The organism is Mycobacterium tuberculosis complex sp. N0072 (assembly GCF_030323725.1).
Taxonomy (GTDB): Bacteria; Actinomycetota; Actinomycetes; order Mycobacteriales; family Mycobacteriaceae; genus Mycobacterium; species Mycobacterium tuberculosis.
In genome coordinates this window covers 4,146,267-4,162,665 of sequence record NZ_CP040689.1, presented here as the reverse complement: position 1 = coordinate 4,162,665, position 16,399 = coordinate 4,146,267, and the positions used below count along the sequence as shown (strand labels likewise).

Here is a 16,399-nt window from a genome sequence, read left to right as displayed (position 1 = left end):
TGACTCTGCGTCCACCGTGTGGGCTACTCGCACATTCCCGTGGTGGACGCAGAGTCAGCGCAGGCCGGCGCGCCCCCTATTCTGGACCTGTCTCCAATCTTCCCCGGAAAGGGAAACAGTGGCGCTCGTCGTGCAGAAGTACGGCGGATCCTCGGTGGCCGACGCCGAACGGATTCGCCGCGTCGCCGAACGCATCGTCGCCACCAAGAAGCAAGGCAATGACGTCGTCGTCGTCGTCTCTGCCATGGGGGATACCACCGACGACCTGCTGGATCTGGCTCAGCAGGTGTGCCCGGCGCCGCCGCCTCGGGAGCTGGACATGCTGCTTACCGCCGGTGAACGCATCTCGAATGCGTTGGTGGCCATGGCCATCGAGTCGCTCGGCGCGCATGCCCGGTCGTTCACCGGTTCGCAGGCCGGGGTGATCACCACCGGCACCCACGGCAACGCCAAGATCATCGACGTCACGCCGGGGCGGCTGCAAACCGCCCTTGAGGAGGGGCGGGTCGTTTTGGTGGCCGGATTCCAAGGGGTCAGCCAGGACACCAAGGATGTCACGACGTTGGGCCGCGGCGGCTCGGACACCACCGCCGTCGCCATGGCCGCCGCGCTGGGTGCCGATGTCTGTGAGATCTACACCGACGTGGACGGCATCTTCAGCGCCGACCCGCGCATCGTGCGCAACGCCCGAAAGCTCGACACCGTGACCTTCGAGGAAATGCTCGAGATGGCGGCCTGCGGCGCCAAGGTGCTGATGCTGCGCTGCGTGGAATACGCTCGCCGCCATAATATTCCGGTGCACGTCCGGTCGTCGTACTCGGACAGACCGGGCACCGTCGTTGTCGGATCGATCAAGGACGTACCCATGGAAGACCCCATCCTGACCGGAGTCGCGCACGACCGCAGCGAGGCCAAGGTGACCATCGTCGGGCTGCCCGACATCCCCGGGTATGCGGCCAAGGTGTTTAGGGCGGTGGCCGACGCCGACGTCAACATCGACATGGTGCTGCAGAACGTCTCCAAGGTCGAGGACGGCAAGACCGACATCACCTTCACCTGCTCCCGCGACGTCGGGCCCGCCGCCGTGGAAAAACTGGACTCGCTCAGAAACGAGATCGGCTTCTCACAGCTGCTGTACGACGACCACATCGGCAAGGTATCGCTGATCGGTGCCGGCATGCGCAGCCACCCCGGGGTCACCGCGACGTTCTGTGAGGCGCTGGCGGCGGTGGGGGTCAACATCGAGCTGATCTCCACCTCGGAGATCAGGATCTCGGTGTTGTGCCGCGACACCGAACTGGACAAGGCCGTGGTCGCGCTGCATGAAGCGTTCGGGCTCGGCGGCGACGAGGAGGCCACGGTGTACGCGGGGACGGGACGGTAGATGGGCCTGTCAATAGGGATCGTGGGGGCCACCGGTCAGGTGGGTCAGGTCATGCGCACGTTGCTCGACGAGCGGGATTTCCCGGCGAGCGCGGTGCGGTTCTTCGCGTCGGCCCGATCGCAGGGCCGCAAGCTGGCCTTCCGCGGCCAGGAGATCGAAGTGGAAGACGCCGAGACGGCCGACCCGAGCGGGCTGGATATCGCGTTGTTCTCCGCCGGCTCGGCCATGTCGAAGGTGCAGGCGCCCCGCTTTGCGGCGGCCGGAGTCACGGTGATCGACAACTCGTCGGCGTGGCGTAAGGACCCCGACGTGCCGTTGGTGGTGTCCGAGGTGAACTTTGAACGCGACGCGCACCGCCGGCCCAAGGGCATCATCGCCAACCCGAACTGCACCACCATGGCCGCGATGCCGGTGCTCAAGGTGCTGCACGACGAAGCCCGACTGGTGCGGTTGGTGGTCTCGTCGTATCAGGCGGTGTCCGGTAGCGGCCTGGCCGGGGTGGCCGAGCTGGCCGAGCAGGCGCGTGCGGTCATCGGTGGGGCCGAGCAGCTGGTGTATGACGGCGGCGCGCTCGAGTTCCCGCCGCCGAACACCTACGTCGCCCCGATCGCGTTCAACGTGGTGCCGCTGGCCGGATCCCTGGTGGACGACGGCTCCGGCGAGACAGACGAGGATCAAAAGTTGCGCTTCGAGAGCCGCAAGATCCTTGGCATCCCCGACCTGTTGGTCAGCGGCACCTGTGTGCGGGTTCCGGTGTTCACCGGACACTCTTTGTCGATCAACGCCGAGTTCGCGCAGCCGCTCTCGCCGGAGCGGGCGCGCGAGCTGCTCGACGGTGCTACGGGCGTGCAGCTGGTCGACGTGCCGACGCCGCTGGCCGCCGCCGGTGTCGACGAATCTCTGGTCGGCCGGATCCGGCGCGACCCGGGGGTGCCCGACGGGCGTGGTCTGGCGCTGTTCGTGTCGGGGGATAACCTGCGCAAGGGGGCGGCGCTGAACACCATCCAGATCGCCGAGCTGCTGACCGCCGACTTGTGATATGCGGGTGTGCTCCGCCTGGGTCGTGCGGTGCTCGCTGGTAGTGTCTTTCCTTGTCCCGCAATGTGTTTGGTATGCACGCGCCGATCCGCCGGCGCCGGCGCCCCGGCCCATCCTGCCGCCGCTGGCGCCCGGTCAAGTGCTGCGAATCGGTCCGACGGCCGGTACCGGAACCCCCACCGGGGACTACGGCATCGGTGCCACCGACCTGTGCGAGTTCGTGGAATTCCCCAGTCAACTGCTGCAGGTGTGCGGGGACAGCTTCGCCGGTCAGGGTGTCGGGTTCGGTGGCTGGTATGCGCCGGTCGCGCTGCACGTCGACACCGAGTCGATCGACGATCCGGCCGGGGTGCGCTACACCGGTGTCACCGGCGTCGGCACGCCGCTGCTGGCCGATCCCACGCCGCCTGGAGACTCACAGCTGCCCGCCGGTGTGGTGCAGATCAACCGCCGCAACTACCTGATGGTGACCACCACCAAGGACCTGCAGCCGCAGAATTCCCGCCTGGTGCGGGCCGAGGCGGCGCGCGGCGGCTGGCAGACCGTGTCGGGGTCCAGGCGCAACGCCGCCTACCAGGACGGCCGGCAGACACAGATCAGCGGATACTACGACCCGGTTCCCACGCCCGATTCGCCAACTGGGTGGGTCTACATCGTGGCCGACAGCTTCACCCGTGGGGAGCCGGCGGTGCTGTATCGGGCCACCCCGGAATCGTTCACCGACCGGTCCCGCTGGCAGGGCTGGGCGGGCGGCCCCGACGGCGGTTGGAACAAGCCGCCGACTCCGCTCTGGCCCGACCAGCTCGGCGAGATGAGCATCCGTCAGATCGACGGCCAGACGGTGCTGTCGTATTTCAACGCCAGCACCGGCAACATGGAGGTTCGGGTGGCACACCACCCGACGTCGCTGGGCGCCGCCCCGGTGACCACGGTGGTGCGCCACGACGAGTGGCCGGAGCCGGCGGAAAGCCTGCCACCGCCCTACGACAATCGACTCGCACAACCGTATGGCGGCTACATCTCGCCCGGGTCCACCATCGACGAACTGCGGATCTTCGTCAGCCAGTGGGACACTCGGGCCCGGCAGAATGGGCCGTACCGGGTGATTCAGTTCGCGGTCAACCCGTTCAAGCCCTGGTCAGACCCGTAGCTCTGGTGCTCTGACACCGAGACGCAGCCATGGTGGTGTCCCGGGCCGATACCCAGCCCGCGCGCTCACAGCTGCTACATAAGGGACGCATAGTCGCGTTACTGTTTGCCAAGGCATCATGCGACACATGAGTGAAACATCTGAAACCCCAACACCACCGCCTCACCAGACCCCCAAGGTGTTCAAAGCCGCGGCGTGGGTAGCCATTGCCGCCGGAACCGTGTTCATCGTGGCGGTCATCTTCTTCACCGGCTATATCCTCGGCAAGCATGCCGGTCACGGCGGCTTCCACCACCGGCAACACCACCAGCACCCGGCGATGATGCTGCGACCGGGCAGTCCGCACGGTGGGCCCGCGGCAGTGCGTCCCGGCCCAGGCCCGGGCGGGCCCGGCCAGGTGCCGTCGTCCGTCAGTCCTCCCGCGACACCCGCTCCGTAACCGACAACCAGCAGCCCGGTGTCCACCCAAGGCACCGGGCTGCACCAGTTCATGGCACGTTTGTAACCGCAACCCTTTACGGTGGTTGCCGGCCGAGCGATATTCAAAAGATGACCGAGACACCCCAACCCGCAGCGCCACCGCCGTCCGCCGCCACAACTTCACCGCCGCCATCGCCGCAGCAGGAAAAGCCGCCCAGGCTCTACCGGGCCGCAGCGTGGGTGGTGATCGTGGCCGGAATTGTTTTCACCGTCGCAGTCATCTTCTTCTCTGGCGCGTTGGTTCTCGGGCAGGGGAAATGCCCTTACCACCGCTATTACCACCACGGCATGTTCCGCCCCGTCGGTCCCGTTGCCCCCGGTCCAGGGATGGGATGGGTGTTCGGGTTCCCCGGCGGACCCCCTCCCCCAGGCATGGGCCCCGGTTTCCCTGGAGGCCCGGGTGGCCCGGCTGTTGGTCCGACTGGTCCGGGTCCCACCACCGCGCCGGCGCGCCCCTAGCGGCCGGGCGCACCAGCCCCTTTTCTTGACTCGTTCAAGAAAAGGGCCTTCTGTTTGGTCGGCCATGTTGGCATGATCGTGACCCATGGGCAACATCGACGTCGACATCTCGGCCAAGGTCTAGCTCCATGCGAATCGCCGCCGCGGTGGTGAGCATCGGTCTAGCCGTCATAGCAGGGTTCGCGGTACCTGTTGCCGACGCACACCCGTCGGAGCCCGGGGTTGTGTCCTACGCGGTGCTCGGAAAGGGGTCGGTCGGCAACATCGTCGGCGCCCCAATGGGGTGGGAGGCGGTGTTCACCAGGCCGTTCCAGGCGTTTTGGGTCGAACTACCGGCGTGCAACAACTGGGTGGACATCGGGCTGCCCGAGGTGTACGACGATCCCGACCTGGCGTCGTTCAACGGCGCTACCACGCAGACGTCCGCCACCGACCAAACCCACCTGGTCAAGCAGGCGGTTGGGGTATTCGCCAGCAACGATGCCGCAGACCGGGCGTTTCACCGCGTTGTCGACCGAACCGTGGGCTGCTCGGGGCAGACCACCGCGATCCACCTGGACGACGGGACGACGCAGGTGTGGTCGTTCGCCGGTGGGCCGTCGACCGGCACCGACGAGGCCTGGACCAAACAAGAGGCCGGCACCGATCGACGATGCTTTGTTCAAACCAGGCTGCGCGAAAACGTATTGCTGCAGGCCAAGGTCTGTCAGTCCGGCAACGCCGGTCCCGCGGTCAACGTGCTGGCCGGGGCAATGCAGAACACACTGGGCTGAGTTGGCCAGTTCATTCGCGCGGCGGGGCGGTCGGCAGGATAAACCGGTGGCGGCTATCGTTCTGGTAGCTGCGCAACCAACGGTCCGCAGGGCATGTTTTAGGCATGCGCCGGGCCCGGAGGGATCGTGATATGACGCTTGCCGCCATGACCGCCGCGGCCTCGCAGCTGGATAACGCTGCCCCGGACGACGTCGAGATCACCGATTCATCGGCCGCCGCGGAATACATCGCGGACGGCTGCCTCGTCGATGGTCCGTTGGGACGCGTCGGTCTGGAGATGGAGGCGCACTGCTTCGACCCGGCCGATCCGTTTCGCCGGCCCAGCTGGGAAGAGATCACCGAGGTTCTCGAATGGCTCAGTCCGCTGCCGGGCGGCAGCGTGGTCAGCGTGGAGCCCGGTGGTGCCGTCGAACTGTCCGGACCGCCCGCCGACGGCGTGCTGGCAGCCATCGGTGCCATGACGCGCGATCAGGCGGTGCTACGGTCGGCGCTTGCCAATGCCGGGCTGGGTTTGGTCTTCCTGGGTGCAGACCCGCTGCGGTCGCCGGTGCGGGTCAATCCGGGCGCACGCTATCGGGCCATGGAGCAGTTTTTCGCCGCCAGCCATAGCGGAGTGCCGGGTGCGGCGATGATGACCTCGACAGCCGCGATCCAGGTCAATCTGGATGCCGGACCGCAGGAAGGATGGGCTGAGCGAGTCCGCCTGGCGCACGCCTTGGGGCCGACGATGATCGCGATTGCCGCCAACTCCCCGATGCTGGGCGGCCGGTTTTCCGGCTGGCAGTCCACCCGGCAGCGGGTGTGGGGCCAGATGGACTCCGCGCGCTGCGGCCCCATTCTTGGTGCCAGTGGCGACCACCCCGGCATCGACTGGGCTAAGTATGCCTTGAAGGCGCCGGTGATGATGGTGCGAAGCCCGGACACTCAAGACACCCGTGCGGTGACGGACTACGTGCCCTTCACCGACTGGGTTGACGGTCGGGTGCTGCTGGACGGTCGCCGCGCTACCGTCGCCGACCTGGTTTACCACCTGACAACGTTGTTCCCGCCGGTGCGTCCTCGGCAATGGCTGGAAATTCGCTACCTCGACAGCGTGCCCGACGAGGTGTGGCCCGCGGTGGTGTTCACCTTGGTGACGCTGCTCGACGACCCGGTGGCGGCAGATTTGGCGGTCGACGCGGTCGAACCGGTGGCCACGGCCTGGGACACCGCGGCCCGGATCGGCCTGGCCGACCGGCGGCTCTACCTGGCCGCCAACAGATGCCTGGCCATCGCCGCGCGGCGGGTACCGACTGAACTCATCGGCGCGATGCAGCGGTTGGTGGACCACGTCGACAGGGGTGTTTGCCCGGCAGACGATTTCTCCGACCGGGTGATCGCGGGCGGCATCGCGTCAGCCGTCACCGGGATGATGCACGGGGCGTCGTGACTTCACCCGAGCAGCTGGCTTGTCATCTGGCGCGGGCGCGGGCGCGGACGTTGCGGCTGGTCGACTTCGACGATGCCGAGCTTTGCTGCCAGTATGACCCGTTGATGAGCCCGCTGGTGTGGGACCTGGCACACATCGGTCAGCAGGAGGAGTTGTGGCTGCTACGCGGCGGCGACCCAGGCCAGCCCGGGCTTTTGCCGCCGGCGGTCGAGGGTCTCTACGACGCCTTCGAGCATTCCCGCGCCAGTCGCGTGGAACTGCCGTTGCTGTCCCCGGCGCGGGCGCGGTCCTACTGCGCAACGGTGCGCTCCGCTGCGCTGGATGCCCTTGCCGCTCTACCTGAAGACGGCGACAGCTTCGTGTTCGCGATGGTGATCAGCCACGAAAACCAGCACGACGAAACCATGCTGCAGGCCTTGAACCTACGGACCGGCTCGCCACTGTTGGCCGCGACTTCCGCCCTGCCCGCCGGACGGCCGAGGATGGCCGGAACGTCGGTGCTGGTAGCCGGCGGCCCGTTCGTGCTGGGCGTGGACGCCGCGGACGAACCGTGCTCATTGGACAACGAACGTCCGGCTCACGTCGTCGACGTGCCCGCATTCCGGATCGGCCGGGTTCCGGTCACCAACGGTGAATGGCAAGACTTCATCGACGACGGCGGTTACACCCAGTCGCGGTGGTGGTCGGAACGTGGCTGGCAGCACCGCCAGCGCGCGGGGCTGACCGCTCCGCAATTCTGGAGGTCGGGCGGGCGGACGCGGACCCGGTTCGGGCACGTCGAGGACATTCCCGCCGATGAGCCGGTGCAGCATGTCAGCTACTTTGAGGCCGAGGCGTACGCCGCCTGGGCAGGCGCGCGGTTGCCCACCGAGGTGGAGTGGGAGAAGGCTTGCGCGTGGGATCCGGCGACTGGTTCCCGCCGCCGCTACCCGTGGGGAACCGAGGAGCCCACAGACACCTATGCCAACCTGGGCGGTCAAACGCTGCGCCCCGCGCCGGTGGGTGCCTACCCGGCCGGGGCATCGGCGTGCGGGGCCGAGCAGATGCTGGGCGATGTCTGGGAGTGGACCACCTCGCCGTTGCGGCCCTGGCCGGGGTTCGTCCCGATGGTCTATGAGCGGTACTCACAGCCGTTCTTCGGCGGCGACTACCGCGTGCTACGCGGCGGCTCGTGGGCGGTGGAGCCGGCCATCCTGCGGCCCAGCTTCCGCAACTGGGATCACCCGTATCGCCGCCAGATCTTTGCCGGTGTCCGGTTGGCGTGGGACATCTGATGTGTCGTCACCTGGGGTGGCTCGGGGCACAGGTCGCGGTTTCTTCGTTGGTGCTGGACCCGCCGCAGGGTCTGCGGGTGCAGTCATATGCGCCGCGTCGGCAAAAGCACGGGCTGATGAACGCCGACGGTTGGGGTGTCGGCTTCTTCGACGGTGCCATTCCCCGGCGTTGGCGCAGCCCGGCTCCGCTGTGGGGGGACACGTCGTTTCACTCGGTGGCGCCGGCGCTGCGTAGTCACTGCATCCTCGCCGCGGTGCGCTCGGCGACTGTCGGTATGCCGATCGAAGTCAGCGCGACCCCGCCGTTCACCGATGGGCACTGGTTGCTAGCGCACAACGGTGTGGTTGATCGTGCCGTGTTGCCGGCGGGCCCGGCGGCCGAATCGGTCTGTGACAGCGCGATACTCGCGGCCACCATCTTCGCTCACGGTCTGGACGCTCTGGGAGACACCATTGTCAAGGTCGGCGCGGCCGACCCAAATGCCCGACTAAACATCTTGGCGGCCAACGGTTCCCGGCTCATCGCGACCACCTGGGGAGACACGCTGTCCATCCTGCGGCGCGCCGACGGGGTGGTGCTGGCCAGCGAACCATACGACGACGACTCCGGTTGGGGCGACGTGCCGGACCGCCACCTGGTGGAGGTAACCCAAAAGGGTGTCACGCTGACCGCATTGGACCGCGCGAAAGGACCTCGATGAGAGTGTCGGTTGCCAACCATCTGGGCGAGGATGCGGGGCATCTGGCGTTGCGCCGCGATGTGTACTCTGGCCTGCAGAAGACACCGAAATCGTTACCGCCCAAGTGGTTTTACGACACGGTGGGTAGTGAACTGTTCGATCAGATCACCCGGTTGCCGGAGTACTACCCGACCCGAGCCGAGGCCGAAATCCTACGGGCCAGATCGGCCGAAGTGGCTTCCGCCTGCCGGGCCGATACTTTGGTCGAGTTGGGTAGCGGCACCTCGGAGAAGACCCGGATGCTGCTGGATGCGTTGCGCCACCGGGGATCGCTGCGCAGATTCGTCCCGTTCGACGTCGACGCCAGCGTGCTGTCGGCAACTGCGACCGCAATTCAGCGTGAATACAGTGGTGTCGAAATCAACGCTGTTTGTGGGGATTTCGAGGAGCATTTAACCGAGATTCCCAGGGGAGGACGGCGCCTGTTTGTGTTCTTGGGGTCCACGATCGGCAACCTCACGCCCGGGCCGCGCGCGCAGTTCCTGACGGCCCTGGCCGGGGTAATGCGGCCGGGCGATAGCCTGCTGCTGGGCACCGACCTGGTCAAGGACGCGGCCCGGCTGGTGCGCGCCTACGACGATCCTGGCGGGGTGACGGCTCAGTTCAATCGCAACGTGCTTGCCGTGATCAACCGGGAACTCGAAGCGGATTTCGACGTCGATGCCTTCCAGCACGTCGCCCGTTGGAACAGCGCAGAAGAGCGGATTGAGATGTGGTTGCGTGCCGACGGTCGCCAGCGGGTACGGGTCGGTGCACTGGACCTGACCGTCGACTTCGACGCCGGGGAGGAGATGTTGACCGAGGTCTCGTGCAAGTTCCGGCCGCAAGCGGTCGGTGCCGAGTTGGCCGCGGCCGGACTGCATCGCATCCGATGGTGGACCGATGAAGCCGGTGACTTTGGCCTGTCGCTGGCCGCCAAGTGAGCCGCGCCGGCGACGATGCAGGACGAAGCGATGAGGAGAAGCGGCGCAAACAGCCCCGCCGGCGATTCGCTGGCCGACCGATGGCGGGCAGCGCGCCCGCCCGTCGCGGGGCTACACCTGGACAGCGCGGCCTGTTCGCGCCAGAGTTTCGCCGCACTCGACGCCGCAGCCCAGCACGCGCGGCACGAGGCCGAGGTTGGCGGTTATGTCGCGGCTGAGGCCGCCGCCGCCGTGCTCGACGCCGGACGTGCGGCGGTCGCCGCACTGAGCGGCCTGCCCGACGCCGAGGTGGTGTTCACCACCGGCTCGCTGCACGCGTTGGATCTGCTGCTGGGCAGCTGGCCTGGGGAGAACCGGACGCTGGCTTGCTTGCCCGGCGAATACGGGCCGAACCTGGCTGTGATGGCCGCCCATGGCTTCGACGTGCGTCCGTTACCAACTCTGCAGGACGGCAGGGTAGCGCTCGACGACGCGGCCTTCATGTTGGCCGACGACCCGCCCGACCTAGTGCACCTGACCGTGGTGGCCAGCCACCGTGGCGTCGCACAGCCGCTGGCGATGGTGGCGCAACTGTGCACCGAGCTGAAACTGCCGCTGGTCGTGGATGCCGCGCAGGGCCTGGGCCACGTGGATTGTGCGGTGGGTGCCGACGTCACGTATGCCTCGTCGCGCAAGTGGATCGCCGGGCCCCGCGGAGTTGGGGTGCTGGCGGTTCGTCCTGAGCTGATGGAGCGGTTACGTGCGAGGCTGCCCGCGCCAGACTGGATGCCGCCGCTGACAGTGGCCCAACAACTCGGATTTGGCGAAGCCAATGTAGCTGCGCGAGTGGGGTTTTCGGTCGCACTCGGTGAGCATCTGGCGTGCGGGCCGCAGGCTATTCGGGCACGCTTGGCTGAGCTGGGCGACATCGCCAGGACCGTACTCGCCGATGTGTCCGGTTGGCGGGTGGTCGAAGCGGTCGACGAGCCTAGCGCGATCACCACCCTGGCGCCGATCGACGGCGCCGACCCGGCAGCGGTGCGGGCCTGGTTGCTCTCGCAGCGGCGGATCGTGACCACCTACGCCGGAGTGGAGCGGGCACCGCTGGAACTGCCGGCGCCGGTGCTGCGGATCTCGCCGCACGTGGACAACACCGCCGATGACCTGGACGCCTTCGCCGAGGCGTTGGTCGCGGCGACCGCGGCGACCAGCGGCGAACGTTAGCCTCAGCCGGCCTTGTGGGCGGTGAGTAGATAGGCGGGGAACTTCACCCGACCCTTCTTGTCGTGATCGTATGGCGGGAATTCGACTGGCGCTCCGGCCAGCTGGGGCGGAATCGTGACCGGATTGACATGAATGAAGGCGGGCCGGATTTCGTCGATCTTCCAGTATTTGCTCACCGCGGCACGCAACTCGTCCTCGTCGACTTCGTTTGGCTTGACTTCCAGCTCGGCGGGGAAGGCGCCCTTGGCGAAGACCAGCACGTAATAGCTGGCGCCCGGGGCCGCCGCGCGGTGCACCGAGCTCAGATAGCGGTCGCGGCTGTCCACCGGCAGCGAATGAAACAGGGTGCTGTCGATCACCGTGGAAAAGCGGCCGGCGGAGCCGGCTGGATAAGCCGCGAACTCCGTGATGTCGGCCTGCACGAAGCTGGCCGTGGTCAAACCGCGCTCCTCAGCGGCCTTGGTGGCAGCCGCGACGGCGGTGGGCGTGAGGTCGATGCCGACCACGGTGTAGCCGTCGGCGGCAAGGGCCAATGACAGTTCGGCGTATCCGCATCCGGCGTCTAGCACGTCACTGCGGACCTTGCCGGCCGCGATCAGCGTTGCCAGCTCAGGCTGGGGTTCACCGATGTTCCACGGCGGCGGCCCCTCGAAGGCGCCTTGCTCACGGTAGGCGCTGTCCCAGTCCATTACCTCGTCGGTCATGGCTCCCAACCTACTCGTGGACTACGTGTCCCAGGTATGCACGGGTTCGTTGCTGTGCATGTGCTCGCAGTACCGGCGCAGCATCTCAGCCAGTGCCGCGGGCCGGGTCAGCCCGCCGTCTTGTAGGGCCGCCACGGTGGCGACCTGCCAGCGCGCGCCGTTGCGGCCGGTCTGGGCGCTACCGCCGATGACACCCAGGAACCGGTCGCGTACCTCCGCGTCGACACCCCACCGCCGCAGTCCCTCGTGTGCCATTGGCAACAACGTGCCCAACACCAACTCCCGCGTCGTCACCTCGCCCAAGCCCGGCCAATCCAACTGGGCGTCCATGCCGTACCTGGCGGCTGCCAGGAAATTCGCTTGTGCCGCAGCGAAATTCATCTGCGTCCACAATGGGGGGTCGGCCTCGGACAGACCGCGTAGTGCGCCGTAGTAGAAGGCATGATTCGCCAGCATGTCAACGACCGTCGGCCCGGCGGGTAGCACCCGGTTCTCCAGCCGCAGATGCGGGCGCCCGTCGACCACGTCGTACACCGGCCGGTTCCACCGGTACACCGTGCCGTTATGCAGCCGCAATTCGGACAGGTGTGGGATGCGTCCAGCCGAAAGCTCTGCGAGGGGGTCCTCGTCGGACACCTCGGGTAGCAGGGTGGGGAAGTAGCGGATGTTTTCCTGAAACAAGTCGAGGACGGAGGTGATCCAGCGTTCGCCAAACCATACCCGGGGGCGCACCCCTCGCGATTTCAGCTCCTCGGGACGGGCATCAGTGGACTGTGTGAACAGCTCGATGCGGGTTTCCGACCACAGCTGGTGGCCGAAGAAATAGGGCGAGTTGGCACCTAGTGCTAACTGCGGTCCGGCCAGTACCTGAGCCGCATTCCAGTTAGCCGGAAAATCCGCCGGTGCTAGCTGCAAATGTAATTGCACACTGGTGCAAGCGGATTCGGGTGCGATGGATCCGGCATGGCAGCTCAGCGGTTCCGGGCCGGCGATGTTGATGGGGATATCCTCGCCGCGGGCCTTGAAAATCGACTCGTTGAGAGCCGCATAACGCGCTGATGCGCTCATCCAGCCGTCGGTCAGATGCTCTGGCATCAGTGTGGGCAAGATGCCGATCATCACGATGTGAGCTCCGCTGCAGCTGGCCTTGGTCTCGGCATCGTTGAGGCTGGCGCGGACTTCGTCCTCCAGCTCTAGGCAAGTGCGTCCCGGTAGCGGGCGAGGCGGAACATTGAATTCGATGTTGTAAGCGCCTAATTCGGTCTGGTACGCCGGGTCGGCGATGGCATCCAGCACATAGCGGTTCGACATGGCCGGCTGGTAGTCGGCGTCGACGAGGTTGCATTCGATCTCCATGCCGGTGAGTGGCCGGTCGGCCTCGAACCTGGTCTGCGCAAGCATGGTCTCGAAGACGTCCAAGCACAGCCGCACCTTGCGCCGGTACTCGCGCTGATGTTCGCGGCTATATGTGGTGCGCGTTACCTCTTCGCCCACATTGCTGATGCAACAGGTTTCGTGCCGGCAGCGCAAGAAGGGTGAGATCGTTCGCATCAGATGCATATCGAGTTAGCATCTGATGTATGCGCACTACGATCGACCTCGATGACGACATACTGCGGGCGTTGAAACGACGCCAGCGCGAGGAGCGCAAAACGTTAGGGCAGCTCGCCTCCGAATTGCTTGCGCAAGCTCTGGCGGCCGAGCCTCCTCCAAACGTTGACATCCGCTGGTCGACTGCCGACTTGCGGCCCCGTGTGGATCTTGACGACAAGGACGCTGTTTGGGCGATTTTGGACCGTGGGTGAGCGAAACCTTTGACGTCGATGTTCTGGTCCATGCGACGCACCGAGCCAGCCCGTTTCACGATAAGGCGAAGACGCTCGTTGAGCGATTCCTGGCTGGGCCAGGGCTGGTATATCTATTGTGGCCCGTCGCGCTGGGTTATCTACGGGTTGTCACCCATCCGACGTTGTTGGGTGCGCCGCTGGCGCCTGAGGTCGCCGTCGAAAACATCGAGCAATTCACCTCACGACCGCACGTGCGGCAGGTCGGCGAGGCCAACGGATTCTGGCCCGTCTATCGGCGAGTAGCCGACCCGGTCAAGCCGCGAGGCAATCTGGTTCCCGACGCCCACCTCGTCGCGCTCATGCGCCATCACGGCATCGCCACGATCTGGAGTCACGACCGCGACTTCCGCAAGTTCGAGGGCATTAGAATTCGCGACCCCTTCTCCGGCTGACGGCGTCGGACCCGCCGCTGCGGTGGACCATCATGGACGATTACATGCAGTGTCCGACGCCATCCTAGGAGAGCAATTGGCCGAGTCCTCGGATTTCATAGCCGCCATCGACCAGGGCACCACCAGCACCCGCTGCATGATCTTCGATCACCACGGTGCCGAGGTGGCCCGCCACCAGCTCGAGCACGAGCAGATCCTGCCCCGGGCCGGCTGGGTGGAGCACAACCCGGTCGAGATCTGGGAGCGCACCGCGTCGGTGTTGATCTCGGTGCTCAACGCCACCAACCTATCGCCGAAAGATATTGCCGCGTTGGGGATTACCAACCAACGTGAGACGACGCTGGTATGGAATCGGCACACCGGACGGCCCTACTACAACGCGATTGTATGGCAGGATACCCGCACCGACCGCATCGCGTCGGCGCTGGATCGAGACGGTCGTGGAAACCTGATCCGCCGCAAGGCGGGCCTGCCGCCGGCAACTTATTTCTCTGGCGGCAAGCTGCAGTGGATCCTGGAAAATGTCGATGGAGTCCGCGCGGCCGCCGAGAACGGCGACGCATTGTTCGGCACACCGGACACCTGGGTGTTGTGGAATCTGACCGGCGGGCCGCGGGGGGGGTGTGCATGTCACCGATGTAACCAACGCCAGCCGGACCATGTTGATGGATCTAGAGACGCTGGACTGGGACGACGAGCTGTTGTCGTTGTTTTCGATACCTCGGGCCATGCTGCCCGAGATCGCATCGTCGGCGCCGTCGGAGCCTTACGGTGTCACGCTGGCGACCGGGCCTGTCGGCGGTGAGGTGCCGATCACCGGAGTTCTCGGTGATCAGCATGCGGCCATGGTCGGTCAAGTCTGTCTGGCCCCAGGGGAGGCGAAAAACACCTATGGGACCGGCAATTTTCTGCTGCTGAACACCGGTGAAACGATCGTGCGATCGAATAACGGCCTGCTAACCACGGTGTGCTACCAATTCGGGAACGCTAAACCCGTGTACGCGCTTGAAGGTTCGATCGCGGTGACCGGCTCGGCGGTGCAGTGGCTACGCGATCAGCTGGGCATCATCAGCGGCGCCGCACAGAGTGAGGCGCTGGCCCGCCAGGTCCCCGACAACGGCGGCATGTATTTCGTGCCGGCGTTTTCCGGGCTGTTCGCGCCATACTGGCGGTCCGATGCGCGCGGCGCGATCGTCGGGTTGTCGCGGTTCAACACCAACGCGCACCTGGCGCGCGCAACGCTGGAGGCGATCTGCTACCAGAGCCGCGATGTGGTGGACGCCATGGAAGCAGACTCCGGTGTTCGCCTGCAGGTGTTGAAGGTGGATGGCGGGATCACCGGCAACGACCTGTGTATGCAGATCCAGGCCGACGTGTTGGGTGTGGATGTGGTGCGGCCGGTGGTCGCCGAGACCACCGCACTAGGTGCGGCCTACGCGGCGGGCTTGGCGGTCGGGTTCTGGGCGGCTCCGTCCGATCTGCGGGCCAACTGGCGAGAGGACAAGCGGTGGACACCGACGTGGGACGACGACGAGCGTGCCGCGGGTTATGCCGGCTGGCGCAAGGCGGTGCAGCGGACCCTGGATTGGGTTGACGTGTCCTAGCTTTCGCTGTGCGCCTGAACATGTCCGCACGCTCGGGGGATCCGGCGCAGCGAAGACTAGCTGCTAGCCCGGCGGCGAGAATCCCGGGCCGTCCGGCGCCTGCTGCGGCCAGGGAGCGGCTTGCGGTGGCGGATCTGGCTCCGGCCAGGGGATCACCGGCTGCTGAGGAGACCACGGCGTGGCGCCGGACAAACCGGGCGGCCAACCCCGATGAGGCGCCATTTGGGCCCATGGCGCCTGTCCTGCGGGAGGCAGCGTGGGACGCAGTCGCAACAGTTCACGCCGGTGTCGTTCGGCGAGGACGGCGGCCAGGACCAACTGTGGTGGAACTCCGGGTGGCGGCGGCGGAGCGATGCGGGCAACCACATCACCGGCGATCCGGTAGGCCATCTGCTCGCGTAGCGCAGGATCGAGTTGCGGTGCCCGCACCAGAAATTGACGTGCAACCTCGGCTTGGCCGGCGGTAAGCCCAGACAATTGCAGCGACGACGCCCACCAGGCCAGCGACGGTGGCATCACCGGCGGCGGCCCCAACCGCGGACCACGTTCGCTGACAACGACCGTGCCCGCGAAGACGTCGCCGACTCGCTTGGCTTTTGGCGACAACATGCTGCAGATCACGGCGGGGCTCCCGAGCAGCATCCAGATCTCCACCACCGACGCTAACGCGCGAAACAGCGCCTGCCGGAACCGCTCCGGGCCACCGTCGTCTGACACCACCCGCAGACCCATCACGATCTTCCCCACTGATCGGCCCCGCGTTGCGGTTTCCCAGACCAGGGGATAGCCGACCAGCGCCAGCACCGTGAAGATGATCAGGAATGCGGTGGTCAAGGCTTCGTCGAACTGGGTCAGGGCGGTCGCCCACAGCATCAGACCGAGGATGTAGCCGATGAATATTATGGTGATATCGATGACCGCGCTGACCGCGCGCACCGGCAACTGGGCGATCTGTACGTCGAGCACCACGGCGTCGCCGGTCACCACCTCCGACATAC

At 66.4% G+C, this 16,399-nt stretch carries 16 protein-coding genes and 1 pseudogene; 14 read left to right on the top strand and 3 right to left on the bottom strand.

Annotation, left to right across the window (positions count from 1 at the left end):
* Positions 1-118 precede the first annotated feature (118 nt).
* From FF952_RS19525 to egtE, 11 genes are all read left to right on the top strand, one after another.
* Positions 119-1,384, top strand: coding sequence for an aspartate kinase (locus FF952_RS19525; protein ID WP_003419828.1), 1,266 nt, complete (start codon positions 119-121; stop codon positions 1,382-1,384).
* Positions 1,385-2,422 (top strand): aspartate-semialdehyde dehydrogenase, encoded by a 1,038-nt coding sequence (asd, locus tag FF952_RS19520; protein ID WP_003419825.1) that lies wholly within the window; start codon positions 1,385-1,387, stop codon positions 2,420-2,422.
* Position 2,423: 1 nt separating this feature from the next.
* Positions 2,424-3,572, top strand: coding sequence for a DUF4185 domain-containing protein (locus tag FF952_RS19515; protein ID WP_003899648.1), 1,149 nt, complete (start codon positions 2,424-2,426; stop codon positions 3,570-3,572).
* A 118-nt stretch (positions 3,573-3,690) separates the two neighbouring features.
* Positions 3,691-4,011 (top strand): hypothetical protein, encoded by a 321-nt coding sequence (locus FF952_RS19510; RefSeq protein ID WP_003419816.1) that lies wholly within the window; start codon positions 3,691-3,693, stop codon positions 4,009-4,011.
* Between the two features lie 110 nt (positions 4,012-4,121).
* The gene (locus FF952_RS19505) at positions 4,122-4,511 is read left to right on the top strand and encodes a hypothetical protein (RefSeq protein WP_003419814.1); all 390 of its coding nucleotides are present in this window, start codon (positions 4,122-4,124) and stop codon (positions 4,509-4,511) included.
* Positions 4,512-4,639: 128 nt separating this feature from the next.
* A complete protein-coding gene (locus FF952_RS19500; protein WP_003419812.1) occupies positions 4,640-5,284 on the top strand; it encodes a sensor domain-containing protein in 645 nt (214 codons plus the stop codon).
* A gap of 131 nt (positions 5,285-5,415) precedes the next feature.
* Positions 5,416-6,714, top strand: a complete 1,299-nt coding sequence (gene egtA / locus FF952_RS19495) for an ergothioneine biosynthesis glutamate--cysteine ligase EgtA (RefSeq protein ID WP_003419809.1) — start codon at positions 5,416-5,418, stop codon at positions 6,712-6,714.
* Positions 6,711-7,988 carry an ergothioneine biosynthesis protein EgtB gene (gene egtB, locus FF952_RS19490; protein ID WP_003419808.1) on the top strand — a complete coding sequence of 426 codons (1,278 nt, stop codon included), beginning with the start codon at positions 6,711-6,713 and terminating at the stop codon, positions 7,986-7,988. The genes egtA and egtB overlap by 4 nt, the downstream gene beginning before the upstream one ends.
* Entirely contained in the window at positions 7,988-8,689 is a 702-nt protein-coding gene (egtC, locus tag FF952_RS19485; RefSeq protein WP_003419806.1) for an ergothioneine biosynthesis protein EgtC, read from the top strand. Before egtB ends, egtC begins: the two co-directional genes overlap by 1 nt.
* A complete protein-coding gene (gene egtD / locus FF952_RS19480; protein WP_003419799.1) occupies positions 8,686-9,651 on the top strand; it encodes an L-histidine N(alpha)-methyltransferase in 966 nt (321 codons plus the stop codon). The genes egtC and egtD overlap by 4 nt, the downstream gene beginning before the upstream one ends.
* A gap of 30 nt (positions 9,652-9,681) precedes the next feature.
* Positions 9,682-10,854 carry an ergothioneine biosynthesis PLP-dependent enzyme EgtE gene (gene egtE / locus FF952_RS19475; RefSeq protein WP_003901701.1) on the top strand — a complete coding sequence of 391 codons (1,173 nt, stop codon included), beginning with the start codon at positions 9,682-9,684 and terminating at the stop codon, positions 10,852-10,854.
* A 2-nt stretch (positions 10,855-10,856) separates the two neighbouring features.
* On the opposite strand, the gene FF952_RS19470 is transcribed toward egtE, so the two are convergent.
* Both FF952_RS19470 and FF952_RS19465 read right to left on the bottom strand, forming a co-directional pair.
* The gene (locus FF952_RS19470; RefSeq protein WP_003905134.1) at positions 10,857-11,558 is read right to left on the bottom strand and encodes a class I SAM-dependent methyltransferase; all 702 of its coding nucleotides are present in this window, start codon (positions 11,556-11,558) and stop codon (positions 10,857-10,859) included.
* Between the two features lie 21 nt (positions 11,559-11,579).
* Positions 11,580-13,052 carry a glutamate-cysteine ligase family protein gene (locus tag FF952_RS19465; RefSeq protein WP_031654046.1) on the bottom strand — a complete coding sequence of 491 codons (1,473 nt, stop codon included), beginning with the start codon at positions 13,050-13,052 and terminating at the stop codon, positions 11,580-11,582.
* Between the two features lie 86 nt (positions 13,053-13,138).
* Here FF952_RS19465 and FF952_RS19460 point away from each other — a divergent pair, with 86 nt between their 5' ends.
* The 3 genes and pseudogenes from FF952_RS19460 (at position 13,139) to glpK (ending at position 15,401) form a co-directional block, all read left to right on the top strand.
* Positions 13,139-13,363: an antitoxin VapB48 gene (locus FF952_RS19460; RefSeq protein ID WP_003419787.1), complete on the top strand. Its 225-nt coding sequence runs from the start codon at positions 13,139-13,141 to the stop codon at positions 13,361-13,363.
* A complete protein-coding gene (locus FF952_RS19455; RefSeq protein ID WP_003899644.1) occupies positions 13,360-13,797 on the top strand; it encodes a type II toxin-antitoxin system VapC family toxin in 438 nt (145 codons plus the stop codon). Before FF952_RS19460 ends, FF952_RS19455 begins: the two co-directional genes overlap by 4 nt.
* Before the next feature lie 49 nt (positions 13,798-13,846).
* A pseudogene (gene glpK, locus FF952_RS19450) lies at positions 13,847-15,401 on the top strand (glycerol kinase GlpK).
* Between the two features lie 63 nt (positions 15,402-15,464).
* Here the strand turns inward: glpK and FF952_RS19445 are convergent.
* Entirely contained in the window at positions 15,465-16,397 is a 933-nt protein-coding gene (locus FF952_RS19445; RefSeq protein ID WP_003419780.1) for an RDD family protein, read from the bottom strand.
* Positions 16,398-16,399 lie beyond the last annotated feature (2 nt).